Genomic DNA, 15011 nt, shown 5'->3' with positions numbered 1-15011 from the left:
AACCGACTTTTATGTCCATCACCAATAATGCACCTTCAATCAGCTCCTTAACGGAGCACTGCAAGGGTCACATTATGTGGTGGTTGTGGTCATATCGCCGATTACTTCCCTACGCTGGTATGATCCAGATCAGGTGCAAAGGGTCCGGAATCTCATGCGATTCCGTCTCAGTCCGGACAGTTCGGACTCCCCCAGTAACGTTAACAAGTTGCGGCTTACACAAGCCGCTGTTCATATGCAATGAAGCTGGCCCCGCTGGGCCGTCCATTACAGAGTAGCGCAACCGGGACATAAAAACAACCTTTATATCCCAGATTACTAACTTAATTGGTGACAGACCTTACATCAACATCAGGATAACATGAGCCCCATCTGCGTAGCAGCTTCCTTTAGCACAGGTGCGTATTCGTGCAAAGTCTCCTGCGAAAGTCGGCTGACAGGTCCTGAGACCGAGAGCGCAGCTGCAATATTGCCTCTACGATCCATAATCGGCACCGATACCGCGGCAGCTCCCGGCTCACGTTCCTCGTAACTCGTGGCATATCCGTTATCCCGGATGTCTCCCATCTGCGCCAGATACACCGCTGGATCGATAAATACCGGCCATTCAGGCCCATTCATCAGTTCTTCACGGTCCTCGTCCGACGCAAACGCCATCAAGACTTTGCTGGAAGCCCCGACAGATAGCGGGAGTCTAACGCCGACGGGAGCAACACGGCGAATTGCCTGATCACTTTGTACAGCCTGAATCCGAATCCGTTCACTGCCATCACGCAGGTACAGACTTACGGTCTCTCCCAACCGGTCTCTCAGCCGCTCCATTGCAGGCAGCAGCAAAATCGCCGGATCATCACTGCGTGACATATGGGCTGATAGCTCCCAGATTCGTATGCCAAGTCGGTACTTCTCCGTTGCCGCATCCCGGATGACAAAGCCTCGATCCTCCAGCGTAGCCATCAGGCGATGCACTGTACTTTTGTGCAAACCAATCTGACTGGCAATTTCGGTGAGTCCCAGATCACTGCGCGTGGTAAAACATAATAATATATCCAGCGCCCGTTCTACAGCCCGGACGGTTAACTTACGATCTTCCATGGCATAATGCCCTCCTCATGTTTCATCACATGAAACTTGGTTACATAAATTATATGAGAAACGGTCTCATCTGTAAACCAAAAAGAGTTAAGATCTGAATAGGCCAAGTTATAAATATTTCCTTTTTATAAGACTAAATCCCCTGTAATTTACTCGCTAAGGGAATGTTACCCATATATCTTAAGAACTATATAACAATTGCGTAACAAATGCCCTCAATCAATTGACTTTGACTATATTGGAACATACGATAAAGATATATTACTTTAAGATATCGCTCTGAAGCAGGTTCTGAAATAGACGCAATTCTCTTTTCATGTCGTTGTTATCTTCAACTGAACTTCAAAGGAGGGGCCATTCATGTATCCAACATCCCAGAGCGAAGCCCCGCTGCAAACAAAAGTATCCGATCTGCCCTCTTCGTTATCACCGAGGCTGATTCGGTTCAAACATATTATCGTAGCGTTGCTGCTCTCCGTTGTATTTTTCCTGCTGTTTTGTTTTATTGCACTGCATGGTTATATCGCATGGGTATTATCCAATCCAACCGTAGCGCCTGTCTTCTCCAACCCGATGCAGGCCAAGAACATGAAGTACGAAGACATCACGTTTCCGGCAGCAGATGGCAGCCGGACGATGCAGGGATGGTATATTCCTGCTGACAACACTGCGAGCAAAACGATCATCTTCAGTCACGGATACGGTGCTAACCGGGAAGAAACATGGGTACCTATGTACGATCTGGCCCACTATGCTCATCAACTCGGGTTCAACGTGGTCATGTTCGATTACGGTTTTGCCTCCCAAGTGAACAAAGCTGTAGCCACAGGTGGCAAAGCCGAGTCACAGCAGTTGCTCGGTGCCATCCAGTTTGCCAAGCAGCGTGGTGCACAGGAATTGGTTGTCTGGGGCTTCTCGATGGGTGCCGGTACTGCGTTACAAACCGGACTCATTACGAAGGAAGTGGATGCGATGATTCTGGACAGTTCGTTCTTGCTTGAGCCGGACACACTGTACCACAACATTCACAACCAGATTGACCTCCCGCGTCAACCGACACTGGAGATTATGAAACTGTTGTTCCCCGTTCTGAATGGAACCGGATTACAGCAGATTCCGTATCAGGAAGTAAAAAAAGAGGACTATCCGTTCCCGATCTTCTTCATCCATGGTACGGAGGACGAGAAGGCGCCTTACCCGATTGCAGAGGAGCTCGCCGCCAACCAGACCAATCCGTACTCGGATGTATGGATTGTCCAGGACGCGCATCATGAACTTATTTTCCGAGAACACCCGAAGGAATATATTCGCCGTGTCTCTACGTTCCTGAGTCATGTAACGAAGACAAGCAGTGACGATGTGCAGAACACCAATAGTGGAGAATAACTGTATTTAATAATCGAGTTTCTCGTTGATTCTTGAGCCCTCCAGGGCTCTTTTTTTTGCATACATAGGACAACAGGCTAGTGGAATATACTCTTGGGACGCATTAAGCGACGGTCTGAGCATGCAATGAAATTCATCTGAAGGAGGTCCACCAGATATGAACTGGTATGGATATGGTCACCTGCTGCCTCTGCGGACATTGGAGGAAATTCGTTTCTGGAAAGAGCAGGAGAAAGAACATACACTCGTCATTCGTGCACTGGTCCCTGAACTGGAGCCCCCATACGTTAAGCTCCTGGAGGAATGGGAGGCTACTTTTGAGCACAGTGAGAGAGTAGCGAATCAGCTATTAAAGCAACTATTACCGGGAACCCATCCACCCGCCCCCTACATGATTGGTTGTGTTGATCAACTCATATCGGCTGCCCGCCAGGAATCCAGAGAGTTCATCAAACAGCTGTATGTTCTTCTGGAGCAAAGCGCTGCTGTTCAAGCTGTTCCGCTTGCCAAAGTACTCATTTTGCATTTTATCCGCGAATCAGAGTATTTCCTCGGCGTACTGGATACACTCGGTCAACCTGGCGTCATGCGAGATTCGACCACAGAGCAATCTTTTTCATTGGAAAATGCGTTGCAAACAACGATTTCAGGGAACATCAATCGAGAGGCTGTAGAAGCTCCATCTTCCATCGAGGGAAACGTGAATGCTCCTTCCCCTTCCGCACATATCCAATCAGCAGCCGTCCAACCACCTTCTACCGGAACAACTCAAACCATGCCCAGCACTACAGCACCTCCAGTAAAAGAAAAGCCAGTTCCCATTGGTGGGCACACACTGCCACCACTTCCCTATGCTTACAATGCGCTGGAGCCGCATATTGATGAGCTGACGATGCGTATCCATCATGACAAACACCATCAATCCTACGTGGATGGACTGAATGTAGCGGAGAAGAAGCTGGCTGAGTCGCGGAAAAAGAATAACTTTGAACTCATCAAGCACTGGGAACGTGAACTTGCCTTCAATGGGGCAGGCCACTACCTGCATACGATCTTCTGGACGATTATGAATCCTGCTGGCGGCGGCAAACCTTCCGGTATGCTCGCAGAGCAGATCAAACGGGATTTCGGTAGCTACGAAGCATTCAAGAACCAATTCACGGAAGCCGCGAACAAAGTAGAAGGCAGTGGCTGGGCGATGCTTGTCTGGAGCCCGAGAGCACACCGCTTGGAGATTTTGCAGGCAGAAAAACACCAGAACCTGTCCCAGTCCGACATCGTTCCACTCCTGCCTCTGGATGTCTGGGAACACGCCTACTATCTGAAGCATCAGAATGAACGTAAAAAGTATATCGAGGACTGGTGGAATGTCGTCTACTGGCCGGCTGTGGCCGAACGTTACGAAACGGCACGCAAGTTATTGTGGCCACCTTACTAACATCGGGATAAGAGTGTATGTAAAAAAAGAGATATCTCCAGCCGAATGACTGAAAGATATCTCTTCTAGAACTTCATACAAAAAAGCAAGTCTCCTGTTAAAGAGACTTGCTTGTATTTTGAGAGACTTCCTATTTCAAGATGCTCACTTAAGAAGCACAGCCCTCGCACGCCACATAGTTGTCGCCAACCTGTTTGCTAATTGCGATCAGGTCGCCCAACTTGATATCAGCTTCATCTGTAAACTCCAGATCGGCAATACGTGCAACGATCAGTGTAGCAGCCTCTTCCTTGCTTGTTGCCATTTGGCTGAACTCAGACTTTTCGCCTGTAGATACAACCTCATATAAGTACGTATATCTCAACGTTTCCATCCTAACACTCTCCTTCCGAAATCACATCATATCATCTCTATTACCCAATTCCAAGTCCAAGTAAAAAGAACTTAATCATAGCGCAGTTTCATCTGCTCAGCTGTCTGTCGTACCTCTTCAGAACCGACGCTTAACACGCGGCTTGTCTCCGCCTTGGGATAACGATTGCGCAGGGTTCGAACCAATGAGGCAGTATATGCCGCCGCAGAAGGCACACCTGCCAATTCTTTCAGACTGGCCATCGTGCCCGGCTGAACATCAGGATATCCTTCAATCGCCCCACCTGCTGCATGCTGATAGAATTTACGTACGTCTGCTGCCAATTGATCTCCCTGGCCTTCCACGATGATAAAAGCAGTAATGATATACGCCTTGGCTTGCCTGCGCTGGGCAATACCACAGAATTTAAGTCCACCTACACTGACATCATAATCCCCCGGGCAAAAAGCACCCTGCACTTCGCCTGTCTGCGCCTGATTCGACCACGGCGCTAGCGACTCGGCAATAATCGAAGCCATCTCCCGGAAATCATCATGAATATTAATGGCGTGTCCGGGATTAGGCAGAATCAGTGACACATTGACGATCCCTGGATTTAGAGGAACCGCGGCTCCTCCGGAAGGCCGGACACAGACCGCTGTACCCTGGCTTCTTATCCGTTCCATCGATTCTACAGCCTGTGGCAGCCTGCGGTCACGCAAACCCGCTACAAAGGCATCTGGATGTCGCCATATATGCGCAACAGGCAGATGTCCTACCCCGACCCGTCTGCACATGACTTCTTCCCATGCAAAAGCTTCGAGCACGCTGCTGCCGTGTCGCTTGAGTGGTGTCTCCCAGATTTGCAAACGCATTGTATGTTTATCCGCTTGTAGTCCCTTTTCCGGCTGAACCGGTTGATCTGAATGGGAAGGTACACTCATCGTTCCATTACCTCCGGCTAACGAATTCGGTTGTATGCATTCTATGAATGAGGAAAAACGCCATATATAAATAAGCCGGTTCCCCAGGGAACACGGCTTATTTATATCACATCCAATGGCTTCAGAAACTCGAAACTTCTGCTTCCAAAACCAAGAGGATCTAACCATCCGGCTTGTCCAGCAAGTGGACATACCCGATCTTAATCTTTTACCAAAGACAAGAACTCGGCACGTTGAGCGGGATTCTCACGGAAGGAACCACGTACAGCAGAGGTTACCGTCTTGCTTCCCGGCTTCTTCACACCGCGGGAACACATACACAAGTGCTCGCCCTCCACAACGACCATAACACCGTGTGGCTCTACGGCCTCTGTCAAAATGTCAGCGATCTGTGAAGTAATACGTTCCTGAACCTGCAGGCGACGTGTTACAGCTTCAACCAGACGAGCCATTTTGCTCAAACCGACGATTTTGCCGCTTGGTACATACCCAATATGCACCTTGCCAAAGAACGGCGCCATATGGTGCTCACATTGACTGTAGTAGACAATATCTTTAACGATAACCAGCTCTTCATGATTCTCGTCAAAAGTAACACCGAGCACATCGCGCGGGTCTACTTCATATCCGCCAAAAATTTCTTCATACATTCGGGTCACACGTGCAGGCGTTTCAAGCAGCCCTTCACGCGTACTATCTTCTCCGATCAATTTCAGGATCTGCTCTACATGATACTCGATCTTCTCCCGATTGTCGGACACTTTTGAATTCAAATAATCTTTAACGCCAGCCACTGCCGAACGCCTCCTTTCGAACCACATACGGTAAGCAGTTATTCACTGCTATTATTTTCGGCGGCCCGAATTTTTACGCGCAGGATGTTGTTGCGGCTGGGGCATTTTTGCTCCTGGCTGCTGGTTCTTCATCATCTGCTGGGCACGCTGCATTTGCTTGCCGTTCAGGTTGTAGCCCATTTGCTTCGCCATTTTCTGAAGCATGTCCGGATTGCTTTGCATTTTCTCAAGTTGTTTACGCAAGTAGAACACCCCGATGAAAAATCCCCCGACCAGACCAACAATCAATGTAATAATCGGAATTGCTATCTCCATCTCTTAGACACCTCTGTATGCATTCTAAAAAGCCTTATAGTCCGTGTCACTTCATGATGTTAAACACACATGTTGCAAACCTGACACAGACCGGATTTCCTGAAAGTATCATAGCATTTCCGCACGCCTTGAGCAAACGGATTTTCCAGTTGAACAGACCGCAAGCTAACTCATGACGGCTTCAATGAAAACGGTTGTATGCTGGGCCAGATCGATTTCGACCACATCCAGAGAATAACGTGTACTGCCGCGTGCCACTCGGATTACAGGTCTGCCTGGCAATCCCCGATGCTGACGCACAATGACTCCCGTCTCTTTGGTAGACAGCCTCACGGCTGTACCATTGGGATATACAGATACACTTTTGTTGAATTCAATCAGAATGTCTCGATCCAGCCTGGTGTTAGACATTGCCATCATCTCTTCACAGGCTTCATGTGGCAACAGGCTGTCCTGCGATAATCCATTAATCAGATTATCATAGATGTTAGCCGCACTAACGATTTTTGCAAACAGATGGATATCATTTCCCTTTATGCCTCTCGGCATGCCTGTGCCATCTACATGCTCATGATGTTGTAAGGCTGTATGGGCGACCAGCAGACTGAACTCCCGCTTGTTTTTAATCACTTCGAATCCGCGCCACGTATGATGCAGCGAAGAATTGGCAGCAGAACCACTGCCAGGGGGTTCCCCCACTTTTCCAATATCATGCAATAATGCCCCCACAGCAAGATCCTTCAGTTGGTTATAGTTGAGTCCCATATTCATTCCGATGACCGAAGACAACAAACATACATTCATCGCGTGAACATACTGCGCATTGTCTTTGGTGCGAATATCGGTGAGCTGCACCAGCAACTCACGCCCGTTCAGAACATCATTCAGCAGCTTGTCTATACTGAGAGCTACCCTTCTTGGACTCCAATCCTTCCCGGAACGCACCGCTTCAAGTGTGACACTCATTTCGTTAATTATTGCCCGTTTCGTGGTTTCATCCAGAATGTCTTCTGAATCCACATCTTTGTAAGCTTCATCCTGGATGTACAGCATGGTCACGCCAATACGTTTCAGCGTATTGACCATATATACGGTGAGCTGGACTCCGGCAGACAGCAGTACCGTACCATTACTGGAATATACCGTCTTGCCCAGAAGCTCCCCCGCTTCCACGCTCTCCACGTTTACATACTTCATGAACGTCCCCCGCTCTTACGATCGCTGCTCCAAAGCGAGCAATTGCTCCTTGGTTTGCAGACCGCCTACATAACCCACCAGTGTGCCGTCTTTACCGCTGATGCGGTGACAGGGAATAATAATCGGAATCGGATTCTTGCTAATGGCGTCCAGAACTGCACGAACAGCCTTGGGCCTGCCGATGATTTCCGCAACCTGTTGGTGTGATGAGGCCTCTCCATAAGATATATCGGACAGAACTTGCCATACTTGTAGCTGGAATGGTGTTCCAAGCCGATCAAGCTGCAATTCGAACGTCTTTCTTTCTTCTGTAAAATACTGTTGTAACTGCTTTGCAGCTTCGCTGAGCTTCTCTTCATTTTTCTCATATCGATACTCGCCAATCCAGGTACGGGCCCATTGCTGCAGGTGAGCTTCGCGTACGTGAAAGGCGCCAAAGTCGATGTGACACAGTCCTTCATCCGTAGCACATAACGTTAGTGTACCAATCGGTGTCAGTACCTCATCGTAGTATACTGGCTTGCCATGAAGCCCCGTAACTGCTGAAGGCTTCCACGCTGCGGCTTCCGGTTTGGCTGGCTGTGCAGATTGCTCACTACCCGGTTCAGTCGCAGCTTCCATTTTCAACTCCTGTTGTAATGCCTGTAATGTGTTGCGCTCATTATTCTTCTGTTCCTCTGGCTGCTTCTCACTCACTTGTCCAGCCTGTGGCTGTTTGGGTAAGGTCTCGGACGAACTCAGTCGTTCCTTGGCCTTCTGCAGCATGCTTAGTACGTTCCCATCTTGTTCGTTAGCGGCAGCTTCCCCAATTGCTCTCATGGCGTCTTCTCCTCCAATTCTGCTTAGCGCCCAGGCTGCAGTTCCCCGTAGCTCAGGGCGCGGATCACGTTTTAGTACTTCCGTAAGTTTGGGTACAGCACTTTTATCTTTGAAATTGCCCAGGGCAATAACGGCGTTACGTTGAATCGGCTTCTTGCCACGCCATGCGGCGGAACTCTGACCGAAACGTTCCTTGAACTCCCGGTTGCCAATATCCAGTAGTGGTAGGAGCAGCGGCTTCACAATCTCCGGATCGGGATGAAACTCGGGATGGTGATCCCAGTTCTTACCCCGGTTCTTCGGACAGACAATCTGACAAGTATCACAACCGTACAGACGATTACCGATTTTTAGCATAAACTCTTCATCCACGAACCCTTTCGTTTGGGTTACAAAAGAAATACACCGTGATGAATTTAACTGTCCGGGCCCTACTAATGCTCCTGTTGGACAGGCATCGATACATTTCGTACATTCACCACAGTCCTCAGTTACAGGTGTATCCGGCTGGAATGGAATATTCGTCACCAGTTCCCCGAGGAAAATCCATGAACCGAATTTGGGTGATATAATGGCACAGTTCTTGGCACTAAAACCAATCCCCGCACGCTGGGACACCGCACGATCTACCAGTGCTCCAGTGTCAACCATACTTTCGATCATGGCTTCAGGTACGCGCTCCCGTATGAAATTAACCAGCTTGTCCATGGCTGTACGCAGAACCTGGTGATAATCCTGCCCCCATGCGGAACGGGCAAAGATCCCCCGATAAGCTCCCGGCTCCGACTTCGGTGGATTCACCATCTTCGATGGGTATGCCACGGCTATCGCAATAAGTGAAGCGGGCTCGCCATCCTTCAACTCCGGACGTACCCTTTTCTCAAGATCAGGCTCTTCAAATCCGGACTCATACCCTTTAGCCCGATGCTGTTCGAGTATGGATTTTAGTGTTACGAAGGGTTCTGCCGAAGCAAATCCGATATCATCAATGCCCAGTCCGGGGCCAGCTTCTTTGATCTCCTGTTTTAACTTCTCCCATACGGAGGCTGCTTGTGCCGCCCCGGTCTGTACGCTCGTCATTTCTCTTTCCTCTTTTCTTCCGACACTTATTCCGTAAATAGTGAACGCCCGCCTCACGGTAAGAGAGGACAGGCGTTCATTTCTGTATATGCCTTGCATACTTGAATTCAAACGGAACGAGTCTATATAATTTAACGCAAAATGCGCTCTGAAGTTGTTGTCTCGCCAGTATTTTACAATTTTTTCAATTCAGAAAACGGCCAAAAAATAAATTCAGCCTTGCCTACAATCTCATCGGATGTAATACTGCCAAACACTCGGCTATCCTTACTCTTACCTTCATGACGATTATCCCCCATCACGAAGAAATGATCCGGCTCCAGTGTAATTGGGCCAAAATCCGGGTCTTGTACCTCAATATCAGTATACGTTTCCGCTTGCTGCTCGCCGTTCACATATAGATGGTGATCCCTGACCTCAATCGTATCTCCCGGAAGTCCAACGATCCGTTTAACCAGAAAATCCTTCTTCTCCACGCCTTCGCTTGGATCACGAAGAACAATCACATCTGATCGGGAAGGTGTGCCCAGATGATATACGATTTTGTTGACGAACAGACGATCTCGCTCAACCAGTGTCGGCTGCATGGACTGTCCCTTGACCATCGACAGGTTGAACACAAACAGGTTCAGCAGCATCATGATTACAAAAGCTACAACAATCGTTTTGACCCAATCCCACAGCTCAGCAACCCAGGATTTCCCCGGTTGTTCAGGCCTAGGCGGTTCATTACGTTGGTCGGAACTCACATGTTCCATTGAAAGGTTATTGGAATTCAAAGGGACACCTCGTTTATCAATTAGTTGAATTCAACGTGTATAATGAATGATCCTACTCCCTTTCAGTCTACTTCATTTGGAAGAGTGAAACAATTGGTTATGAGCACCAATCCCTTGGGTATGACGAGCGTACCCGGAACAACCGTATGGATTTAACAGAACTCGAAGACACCGGAGGAGTATAAGAAGGATGTGTGAAAACAGGAGGAATAATGCGTGAAGAACACTCGTATAAATAGAAAGGCACATCCCTCACGTTATTACACGCTAAGATATGCCTAATATGAAATGAAAATCTTTTTTTTATTTCTTTTTAAACATGCAAACTAAGCTTTTGACAAAATACTAAGATTCTGGAAAGCGCTCATAATCTGATTGGCACCGTAACCCATCGCTTCATATAGAGGCATAGCTACTTTGTTGTGCTCATCACCCGCCACCCATACTTGGCTGACTTTACGCTGCTGGAACCTTTGTTCCATAGCCTCGACAAGTGTTTTGCCGACTCCACGGCGACGATAGTCTGGATGTACCGCAATACGGTAGATACAACCCTGGTTGTGATCAATCGTACCGATCAAAGCGCCGACGAGGTCTCCCTCTTCTTCCGCAACCAAGATCAGGTCAGAATCCCATGACAATTGACGGGCAAACGGGCCCATCGTGTTCTCATAACACTCTTCCGATAGTGCAACCTGGAGAAGCTCCGTCATCTGGCTTGCATCACTCAACTGAAAGGAACGAACGTGCATGTCTTAAATCTCCCTTTTCGTTAGCTTAGATGAGGTTTTTTACAAAAAGGATTCCCTTTTTACCAAAAACCCAATGTTCATATAATGACAAAAAACGAGAAAATACCGCTTCTTCGTCAATTAAACCATACTTTACTCCATAAAACACGCATTTTCTTTTGAAAGCGCTTAATTGTAACCGTTTACAATGTAATTCTTCATATTTTCTCTTTTATTTCTATTAAAATCACATAAATATAATCATAAAGGGTAAAATATGTTTGTTATCTCTGGCCCATCATTAGATCAACACCTCGGGGTACTTAATAAACAAAAATGTTGCTTAATTAGCCCGAATGCGGTTTAATATTAGTGGCAAGGGTATTAATACATATGTACCTGTTCAAAAAACCTAAAATCTCAGGAGGTATTTCATTATGGCTTTTCAATTACCGGCACTTCCTTACGCTAACGACGCACTGGAACCACATATCGATGCAAAAACGATGGAAATCCACCACGATCGCCATCACAATACTTATGTAACCAACTTGAACGCAGCTCTGGAAAGCGCTCCTGAACTGCAAGAAAAAAGCTTGGAAGATCTGATTGCTAACCTTGACAGCGTACCTGAAGGCATCCGCACAGCGGTTCGCAACAATGGTGGCGGACATGCTAACCACAGCTTGTTCTGGGAAATCATCGGACCTAACGGCGGCGGCGCTCCTACAGGCGATATCGCAGCAGCAATCGATAGCGAACTGGGCGGCTATGACAAATTCAAAGAAGATTTCGCTAAAGCAGCTACAACTCGCTTCGGTTCCGGCTGGGCTTGGCTCGTAGTTGGTAAAGATGGCAAACTGTCCATCACTAGCACACCTAACCAAGACAGCCCTCTCTTCGAAGGTCTGACTCCGGTTCTGGGTCTGGATGTATGGGAGCACGCTTACTACCTGAACTACCAAAACAAACGTCCTGACTACATCGCCGCTTTCTGGAATGTAATCAACTGGGATGAAGTGAACAAACGTTACGCTTCTGCAAAATAAGACGGTTGACCTTAAACGGTTAACATATTAAAAAAGAGCCTGGATTGGTCATTATGACCGATCCAGGCTCTTTTGCTTTCATATCTTCATTATTCCCTAACATCTTCATAAGCGCCAGCAAAATAACTGCTGATTAGCTTCAAGAATATGTTGGGAAATGCCATCTTCTCCATATCTTCTGGACCGATCCAACGGTAGATCAGGCCATCGCCTTTACCTGTCCGTACATTCTGTCCTTCAGAAGCGCTCAGCTCCGATGAATGCATTGCGGCTGACTCAGGTGGCACAGCTGATGATAAGGCTGTGCCCTCCCCTGCCGCAGCCTGTGCATCGTAGGCGGCTCTCGCTTCCGCTGCGATCAGCGGAAGCTCACTGCTCTGGTCCTGCTCAGTACACTTGTACACCTGCAGGCTCCAGACAATGTGGCTGAACACATGCTCCGCATGGGTAGCCAGCCCTTCCGGGCGGGCAGCGAAGCCTTCCGCCCACAGACTGCCGGCCAGCAATGCCATGGCCGGCTCATCCGCCAGCGGCGCTGCTTTCTTGCCAGCTGCGGCGGGCACCGCGAGCACATGCGGCAGCTCCCACATGCGGGCGAGCAGGCCCGTATCGGGGCGCTGGCGCACAAGCACTTGGCCGCGATGCTCACCGCGGCCTTCCACAATCGCGACCAGCCGCTGCTCAGGGCGCGGCGGCTTTGCCTTGGTCTTGACCGGCAGTGTAAGCTCTCTTCCGGCGATGCGGCCGGAACATTGCTCCATGACCGGGCAAGTCAGGCAGTGCGGCGCTTTGGGTGTACACACCAGCGCACCAAGCTCCATCAGCGCCTGATTGAAATCACGCGCCCGCCCTTCCGGAATGAGCTCTCCTGCAAGCTCTTCCATCAACACCCGGGTGCTGCCCTTCATAATGTCCTCATCGATGAGGAAGTATCGGGACAGGACCCGCATGACATTGCCATCTACCGCAGGCTGCGGCTGGTTGAAGGCAATGCTGAGAATGGCCCCGGCAGTGTACGGGCCAACCCCTTTTAATGCGAAGACGGCCTGCTTGTCCTGCGGCATCTCGCCTCCGTGCAGCTCCATGACTTGTCTCGCAGCTGCCTGAAGATTACGTGCCCGGGAGTAATAACCGAGTCCCTCCCAATTTTTAAGAACATCTTCCTCCGGTGCTTCCGCCAGCGCCTGTACCGTCGGGAAGTTCCCGATAAAACGATTGAAATACGGAATCACCGTATCGACCCGCGTCTGCTGAAGCATAATCTCCGATACCCATGTAAAATACGGATTGTTGTGGCGACGCCACGGCAAATCCCGTCGGTTGATCATATACCAATCCAGCAAATTCACGCTGAAATGTCGTTTCTGTTCCATTAAACCCATTTTTCCGTCCTCTCCTATTGCCAAGCTAACTACTTCTCCATCTGTTCCACGATGGCAAACGCCGCCGCCAGTTCCGTCTGGTGCGTAATACTCAAATGAATGTCATATTGCTTGTCGTATGGCAGCTGCAGGCGTTCCCAGGCTTGACTGGATAGCGAGGCCACTGGACGTCCTGTCCCATCAGGCAGCACTTCAATGTCAGTGAACCCCATAATGCCACCGATCCCGCAGCCAAATGCCTTGGACACCGCTTCTTTTGCTGCAAATCGGCCGGATACAAACTCCGTCATCCGCTTCCCGCGATGGACCGCAATATCCCGCTCTGCTGGCGTTAAGATTCGTTTCATAAAAGCTTCCGCATGGCGACCAGACAGCAGCTTGCGCATACGTCCAATCTCCAGCACATCATTGCCAATGCCATATATCATCAACGTTCACCCGCTTAATCTTTTATACTGTAAGAGGTTATTCAAAAAGTCCGCTTTTGATTACGAAGGATGCCTAATGACATCATCAGCTTCGAACATGGAATTCAGCCAAATAAGTATATGCTTACGAAGGTTGTTTCCTCGGAAACATTGTAGTTGCTCACGTAGCTTATCCTACGCTCCGCTACTCCATTTCTAGCTTCATTCCATCTTCTCGGTACTGAAAACCGCTCTTTTTGAACCTTCATTGTAAAAGATCTCCATTCAATCACATGATCCGTAACTATCCGAACACGTATTCTATTGTAGCAGGAGGGGCGCTCAGAAGCGAGTACCTATCCGCATTACCATATATGCTAAAATATGAATCAGGAATCGTCTGAAACTCTTAGGAGGTCTGAATCATGCCCATAACTTTTGAATTGCCCACTGACGTAGATGCGATCATTCGCGGGGACTTTTTCCCTGCACAACAACCCGCTCAAGGGGTCATCATTCTGGCTCACGGATACAAAGGCTTCAAAGACTGGGGCATGTTCCCCTACGCAGCTTCACAGCTAAGCCAGACGCATCATGTGCTGACCTTCAATTTCTCTCACAACGGTATCGGCGAATATCTGGAGCAATTCTCCGAACTTGAAAAGTTCGCAGTGAATACCTACAGCCGGGAGCTTGCTGATCTCGCTCTGGTACTTGAATATGTGGCTACACAACCTGAACTCGCTGGACTTCCTGTGTACTTGGTTGGACATAGCCGAGGTGCAGGTGTAAGTCTCGTCTATGCACTGGATCATCCCGAGCAGGTGGAAGGTGTAATCTCCTGGAATGGGGTAACCAACCTGGATCTCTTTACACCAGAGCAAAAAGAAGAAATGCGCACACATGGCCGCAGCCATGTCATTAACGGACGTACAGGCCAGCAGATGCCACTGGACGTATCTATCCTGGAAGACCTGGACAAGCATAGCGAACGTTACGCTGTCATTGATCGCTTGGCTTCTTCCCCTGTGCGCGTAGCACTGATTCAGGGAACAGCGGATGGTCAACGTCTGCGTGACGGTTCTGCCGCACTTGTTCAAGCCCGTCCTGATATCCCATGGCACCAGATTCCAGAAGGGAACCACACGTTTAATACCGTACATCCATTCAAAGAAACAACTCCGCAACTGGAGCAAGCCATCACCCAGACCCTGCACCAGATCAAAGAATGGAGTAGTTGAAC

15 protein-coding genes and 1 riboswitch are annotated in these 15011 nt (G+C 48.8%); of the genes, 4 read left to right on the top strand and 11 right to left on the bottom strand.

Going from position 1 to position 15011, the window contains the following annotated elements:
* Window positions 1–89: 89 nt before the first annotated feature.
* Window positions 90–203, bottom strand: a riboswitch (TPP riboswitch).
* A 148-nt stretch (window positions 204–351) separates the two neighbouring features.
* Complete coding sequence (locus M1D71_RS03170) at window positions 352–1095, bottom strand: IclR family transcriptional regulator (protein ID WP_458125214.1); 744 nt, start codon at window positions 1093–1095, stop codon at window positions 352–354.
* A gap of 360 nt (window positions 1096–1455) precedes the next feature.
* Between M1D71_RS03170 and M1D71_RS03165 the strand changes: the two genes are divergently transcribed.
* Together M1D71_RS03165 and M1D71_RS03160 are read left to right on the top strand one after the other, a co-directional pair.
* A complete protein-coding gene (locus M1D71_RS03165; RefSeq protein ID WP_458125213.1) occupies window positions 1456–2481 on the top strand; it encodes an alpha/beta hydrolase in 1026 nt (341 codons plus the stop codon).
* Window positions 2482–2638: 157 nt separating this feature from the next.
* Entirely contained in the window at window positions 2639–3919 is a 1281-nt protein-coding gene (locus tag M1D71_RS03160; protein ID WP_458125212.1) for a Fe-Mn family superoxide dismutase, read from the top strand.
* 148 nt (window positions 3920–4067) lie between these two features.
* Here the strand turns inward: M1D71_RS03160 and M1D71_RS03155 are convergent, their stop codons facing one another.
* From M1D71_RS03155 to M1D71_RS03120, 8 genes are all read right to left on the bottom strand, one after another.
* Window positions 4068–4292, bottom strand: a complete 225-nt coding sequence (locus M1D71_RS03155) for a hypothetical protein (protein ID WP_145326466.1) — start codon at window positions 4290–4292, stop codon at window positions 4068–4070.
* Window positions 4293–4363: 71 nt separating this feature from the next.
* Window positions 4364–5215 (bottom strand): lipoate--protein ligase family protein, encoded by an 852-nt coding sequence (locus tag M1D71_RS03150; RefSeq protein WP_458125211.1) that lies wholly within the window; start codon window positions 5213–5215, stop codon window positions 4364–4366.
* 200 nt (window positions 5216–5415) lie between these two features.
* Window positions 5416–6009 carry a GTP cyclohydrolase I FolE gene (gene folE, locus M1D71_RS03145; RefSeq protein ID WP_036668229.1) on the bottom strand — a complete coding sequence of 198 codons (594 nt, stop codon included), beginning with the start codon at window positions 6007–6009 and terminating at the stop codon, window positions 5416–5418.
* A gap of 51 nt (window positions 6010–6060) precedes the next feature.
* Window positions 6061–6324 (bottom strand): YneF family protein, encoded by a 264-nt coding sequence (locus M1D71_RS03140; protein ID WP_458125210.1) that lies wholly within the window; start codon window positions 6322–6324, stop codon window positions 6061–6063.
* Between the two features lie 165 nt (window positions 6325–6489).
* Window positions 6490–7521, bottom strand: coding sequence for an HD domain-containing phosphohydrolase (locus M1D71_RS03135; protein WP_458125209.1), 1032 nt, complete (start codon window positions 7519–7521; stop codon window positions 6490–6492).
* Between the two features lie 15 nt (window positions 7522–7536).
* Window positions 7537–9420, bottom strand: coding sequence for a tRNA epoxyqueuosine(34) reductase QueG (queG, locus tag M1D71_RS03130; RefSeq protein WP_458125208.1), 1884 nt, complete (start codon window positions 9418–9420; stop codon window positions 7537–7539).
* 173 nt (window positions 9421–9593) lie between these two features.
* Window positions 9594–10199, bottom strand: a complete 606-nt coding sequence (gene lepB / locus M1D71_RS03125) for a signal peptidase I (RefSeq protein ID WP_458125207.1) — start codon at window positions 10197–10199, stop codon at window positions 9594–9596.
* Between the two features lie 326 nt (window positions 10200–10525).
* Window positions 10526–10951: a GNAT family N-acetyltransferase gene (locus tag M1D71_RS03120; RefSeq protein WP_458125206.1), complete on the bottom strand. Its 426-nt coding sequence runs from the start codon at window positions 10949–10951 to the stop codon at window positions 10526–10528.
* Between the two features lie 416 nt (window positions 10952–11367).
* Between M1D71_RS03120 and M1D71_RS03115 the strand changes: the two genes are divergently transcribed.
* Window positions 11368–11979 (top strand): superoxide dismutase, encoded by a 612-nt coding sequence (locus tag M1D71_RS03115; RefSeq protein ID WP_458125205.1) that lies wholly within the window; start codon window positions 11368–11370, stop codon window positions 11977–11979.
* Window positions 11980–12068: 89 nt separating this feature from the next.
* Here M1D71_RS03115 and mutY read toward each other — a convergent pair whose 3' ends face one another.
* Entirely contained in the window at window positions 12069–13361 is a 1293-nt protein-coding gene (gene mutY, locus M1D71_RS03110; RefSeq protein WP_458125204.1) for an A/G-specific adenine glycosylase, read from the bottom strand.
* A gap of 29 nt (window positions 13362–13390) precedes the next feature.
* Window positions 13391–13789 carry a holo-ACP synthase gene (gene acpS / locus M1D71_RS03105; protein ID WP_458125203.1) on the bottom strand — a complete coding sequence of 133 codons (399 nt, stop codon included), beginning with the start codon at window positions 13787–13789 and terminating at the stop codon, window positions 13391–13393.
* Between the two features lie 404 nt (window positions 13790–14193).
* Here acpS and M1D71_RS03100 point away from each other — a divergent pair, with 404 nt between their 5' ends.
* Complete coding sequence (locus tag M1D71_RS03100) at window positions 14194–15009, top strand: alpha/beta hydrolase family protein (protein WP_458125202.1); 816 nt, start codon at window positions 14194–14196, stop codon at window positions 15007–15009.
* The last annotated feature ends 2 nt before the right edge of the window (window positions 15010–15011 follow it).

It is taken from the genome of Paenibacillus sp. Z3-2 (assembly GCF_054161325.1).
This window is presented reverse-complemented; position numbering and strand designations above follow the sequence as displayed.

Bases quoted from the DNA above. Each gene is read 5' to 3' on its own strand.
- M1D71_RS03170 (WP_458125214.1), bottom strand. From the start codon at position 1,095: ATGGAAGATCGTAAGTTAACCGTCCGGGCTGTAGAACGGGCGCTGGAT.
- M1D71_RS03165 (WP_458125213.1), top strand. From the start codon at position 1,456: ATGTATCCAACATCCCAGAGCGAAGCCCCGCTGCAAACAAAAGTATCC.
- M1D71_RS03160 (WP_458125212.1), top strand. From the start codon at position 2,639: ATGAACTGGTATGGATATGGTCACCTGCTGCCTCTGCGGACATTGGAG.
- M1D71_RS03155 (WP_145326466.1), bottom strand. From the start codon at position 4,292: ATGGAAACGTTGAGATATACGTACTTATATGAGGTTGTATCTACAGGC.
- M1D71_RS03150 (WP_458125211.1), bottom strand. From the start codon at position 5,215: ATGAGTGTACCTTCCCATTCAGATCAACCGGTTCAGCCGGAAAAGGGA.
- M1D71_RS03140 (WP_458125210.1), bottom strand. From the start codon at position 6,324: ATGGAGATAGCAATTCCGATTATTACATTGATTGTTGGTCTGGTCGGG.
- M1D71_RS03135 (WP_458125209.1), bottom strand. From the start codon at position 7,521: ATGAAGTATGTAAACGTGGAGAGCGTGGAAGCGGGGGAGCTTCTGGGC.
- queG (WP_458125208.1), bottom strand. From the start codon at position 9,420: ATGACGAGCGTACAGACCGGGGCGGCACAAGCAGCCTCCGTATGGGAG.
- M1D71_RS03120 (WP_458125206.1), bottom strand. From the start codon at position 10,951: ATGCACGTTCGTTCCTTTCAGTTGAGTGATGCAAGCCAGATGACGGAG.
- M1D71_RS03115 (WP_458125205.1), top strand. From the start codon at position 11,368: ATGGCTTTTCAATTACCGGCACTTCCTTACGCTAACGACGCACTGGAA.
- mutY (WP_458125204.1), bottom strand. From the start codon at position 13,361: ATGGGTTTAATGGAACAGAAACGACATTTCAGCGTGAATTTGCTGGAT.
- acpS (WP_458125203.1), bottom strand. From the start codon at position 13,789: ATGATATATGGCATTGGCAATGATGTGCTGGAGATTGGACGTATGCGC.
- M1D71_RS03100 (WP_458125202.1), top strand. From the start codon at position 14,194: ATGCCCATAACTTTTGAATTGCCCACTGACGTAGATGCGATCATTCGC.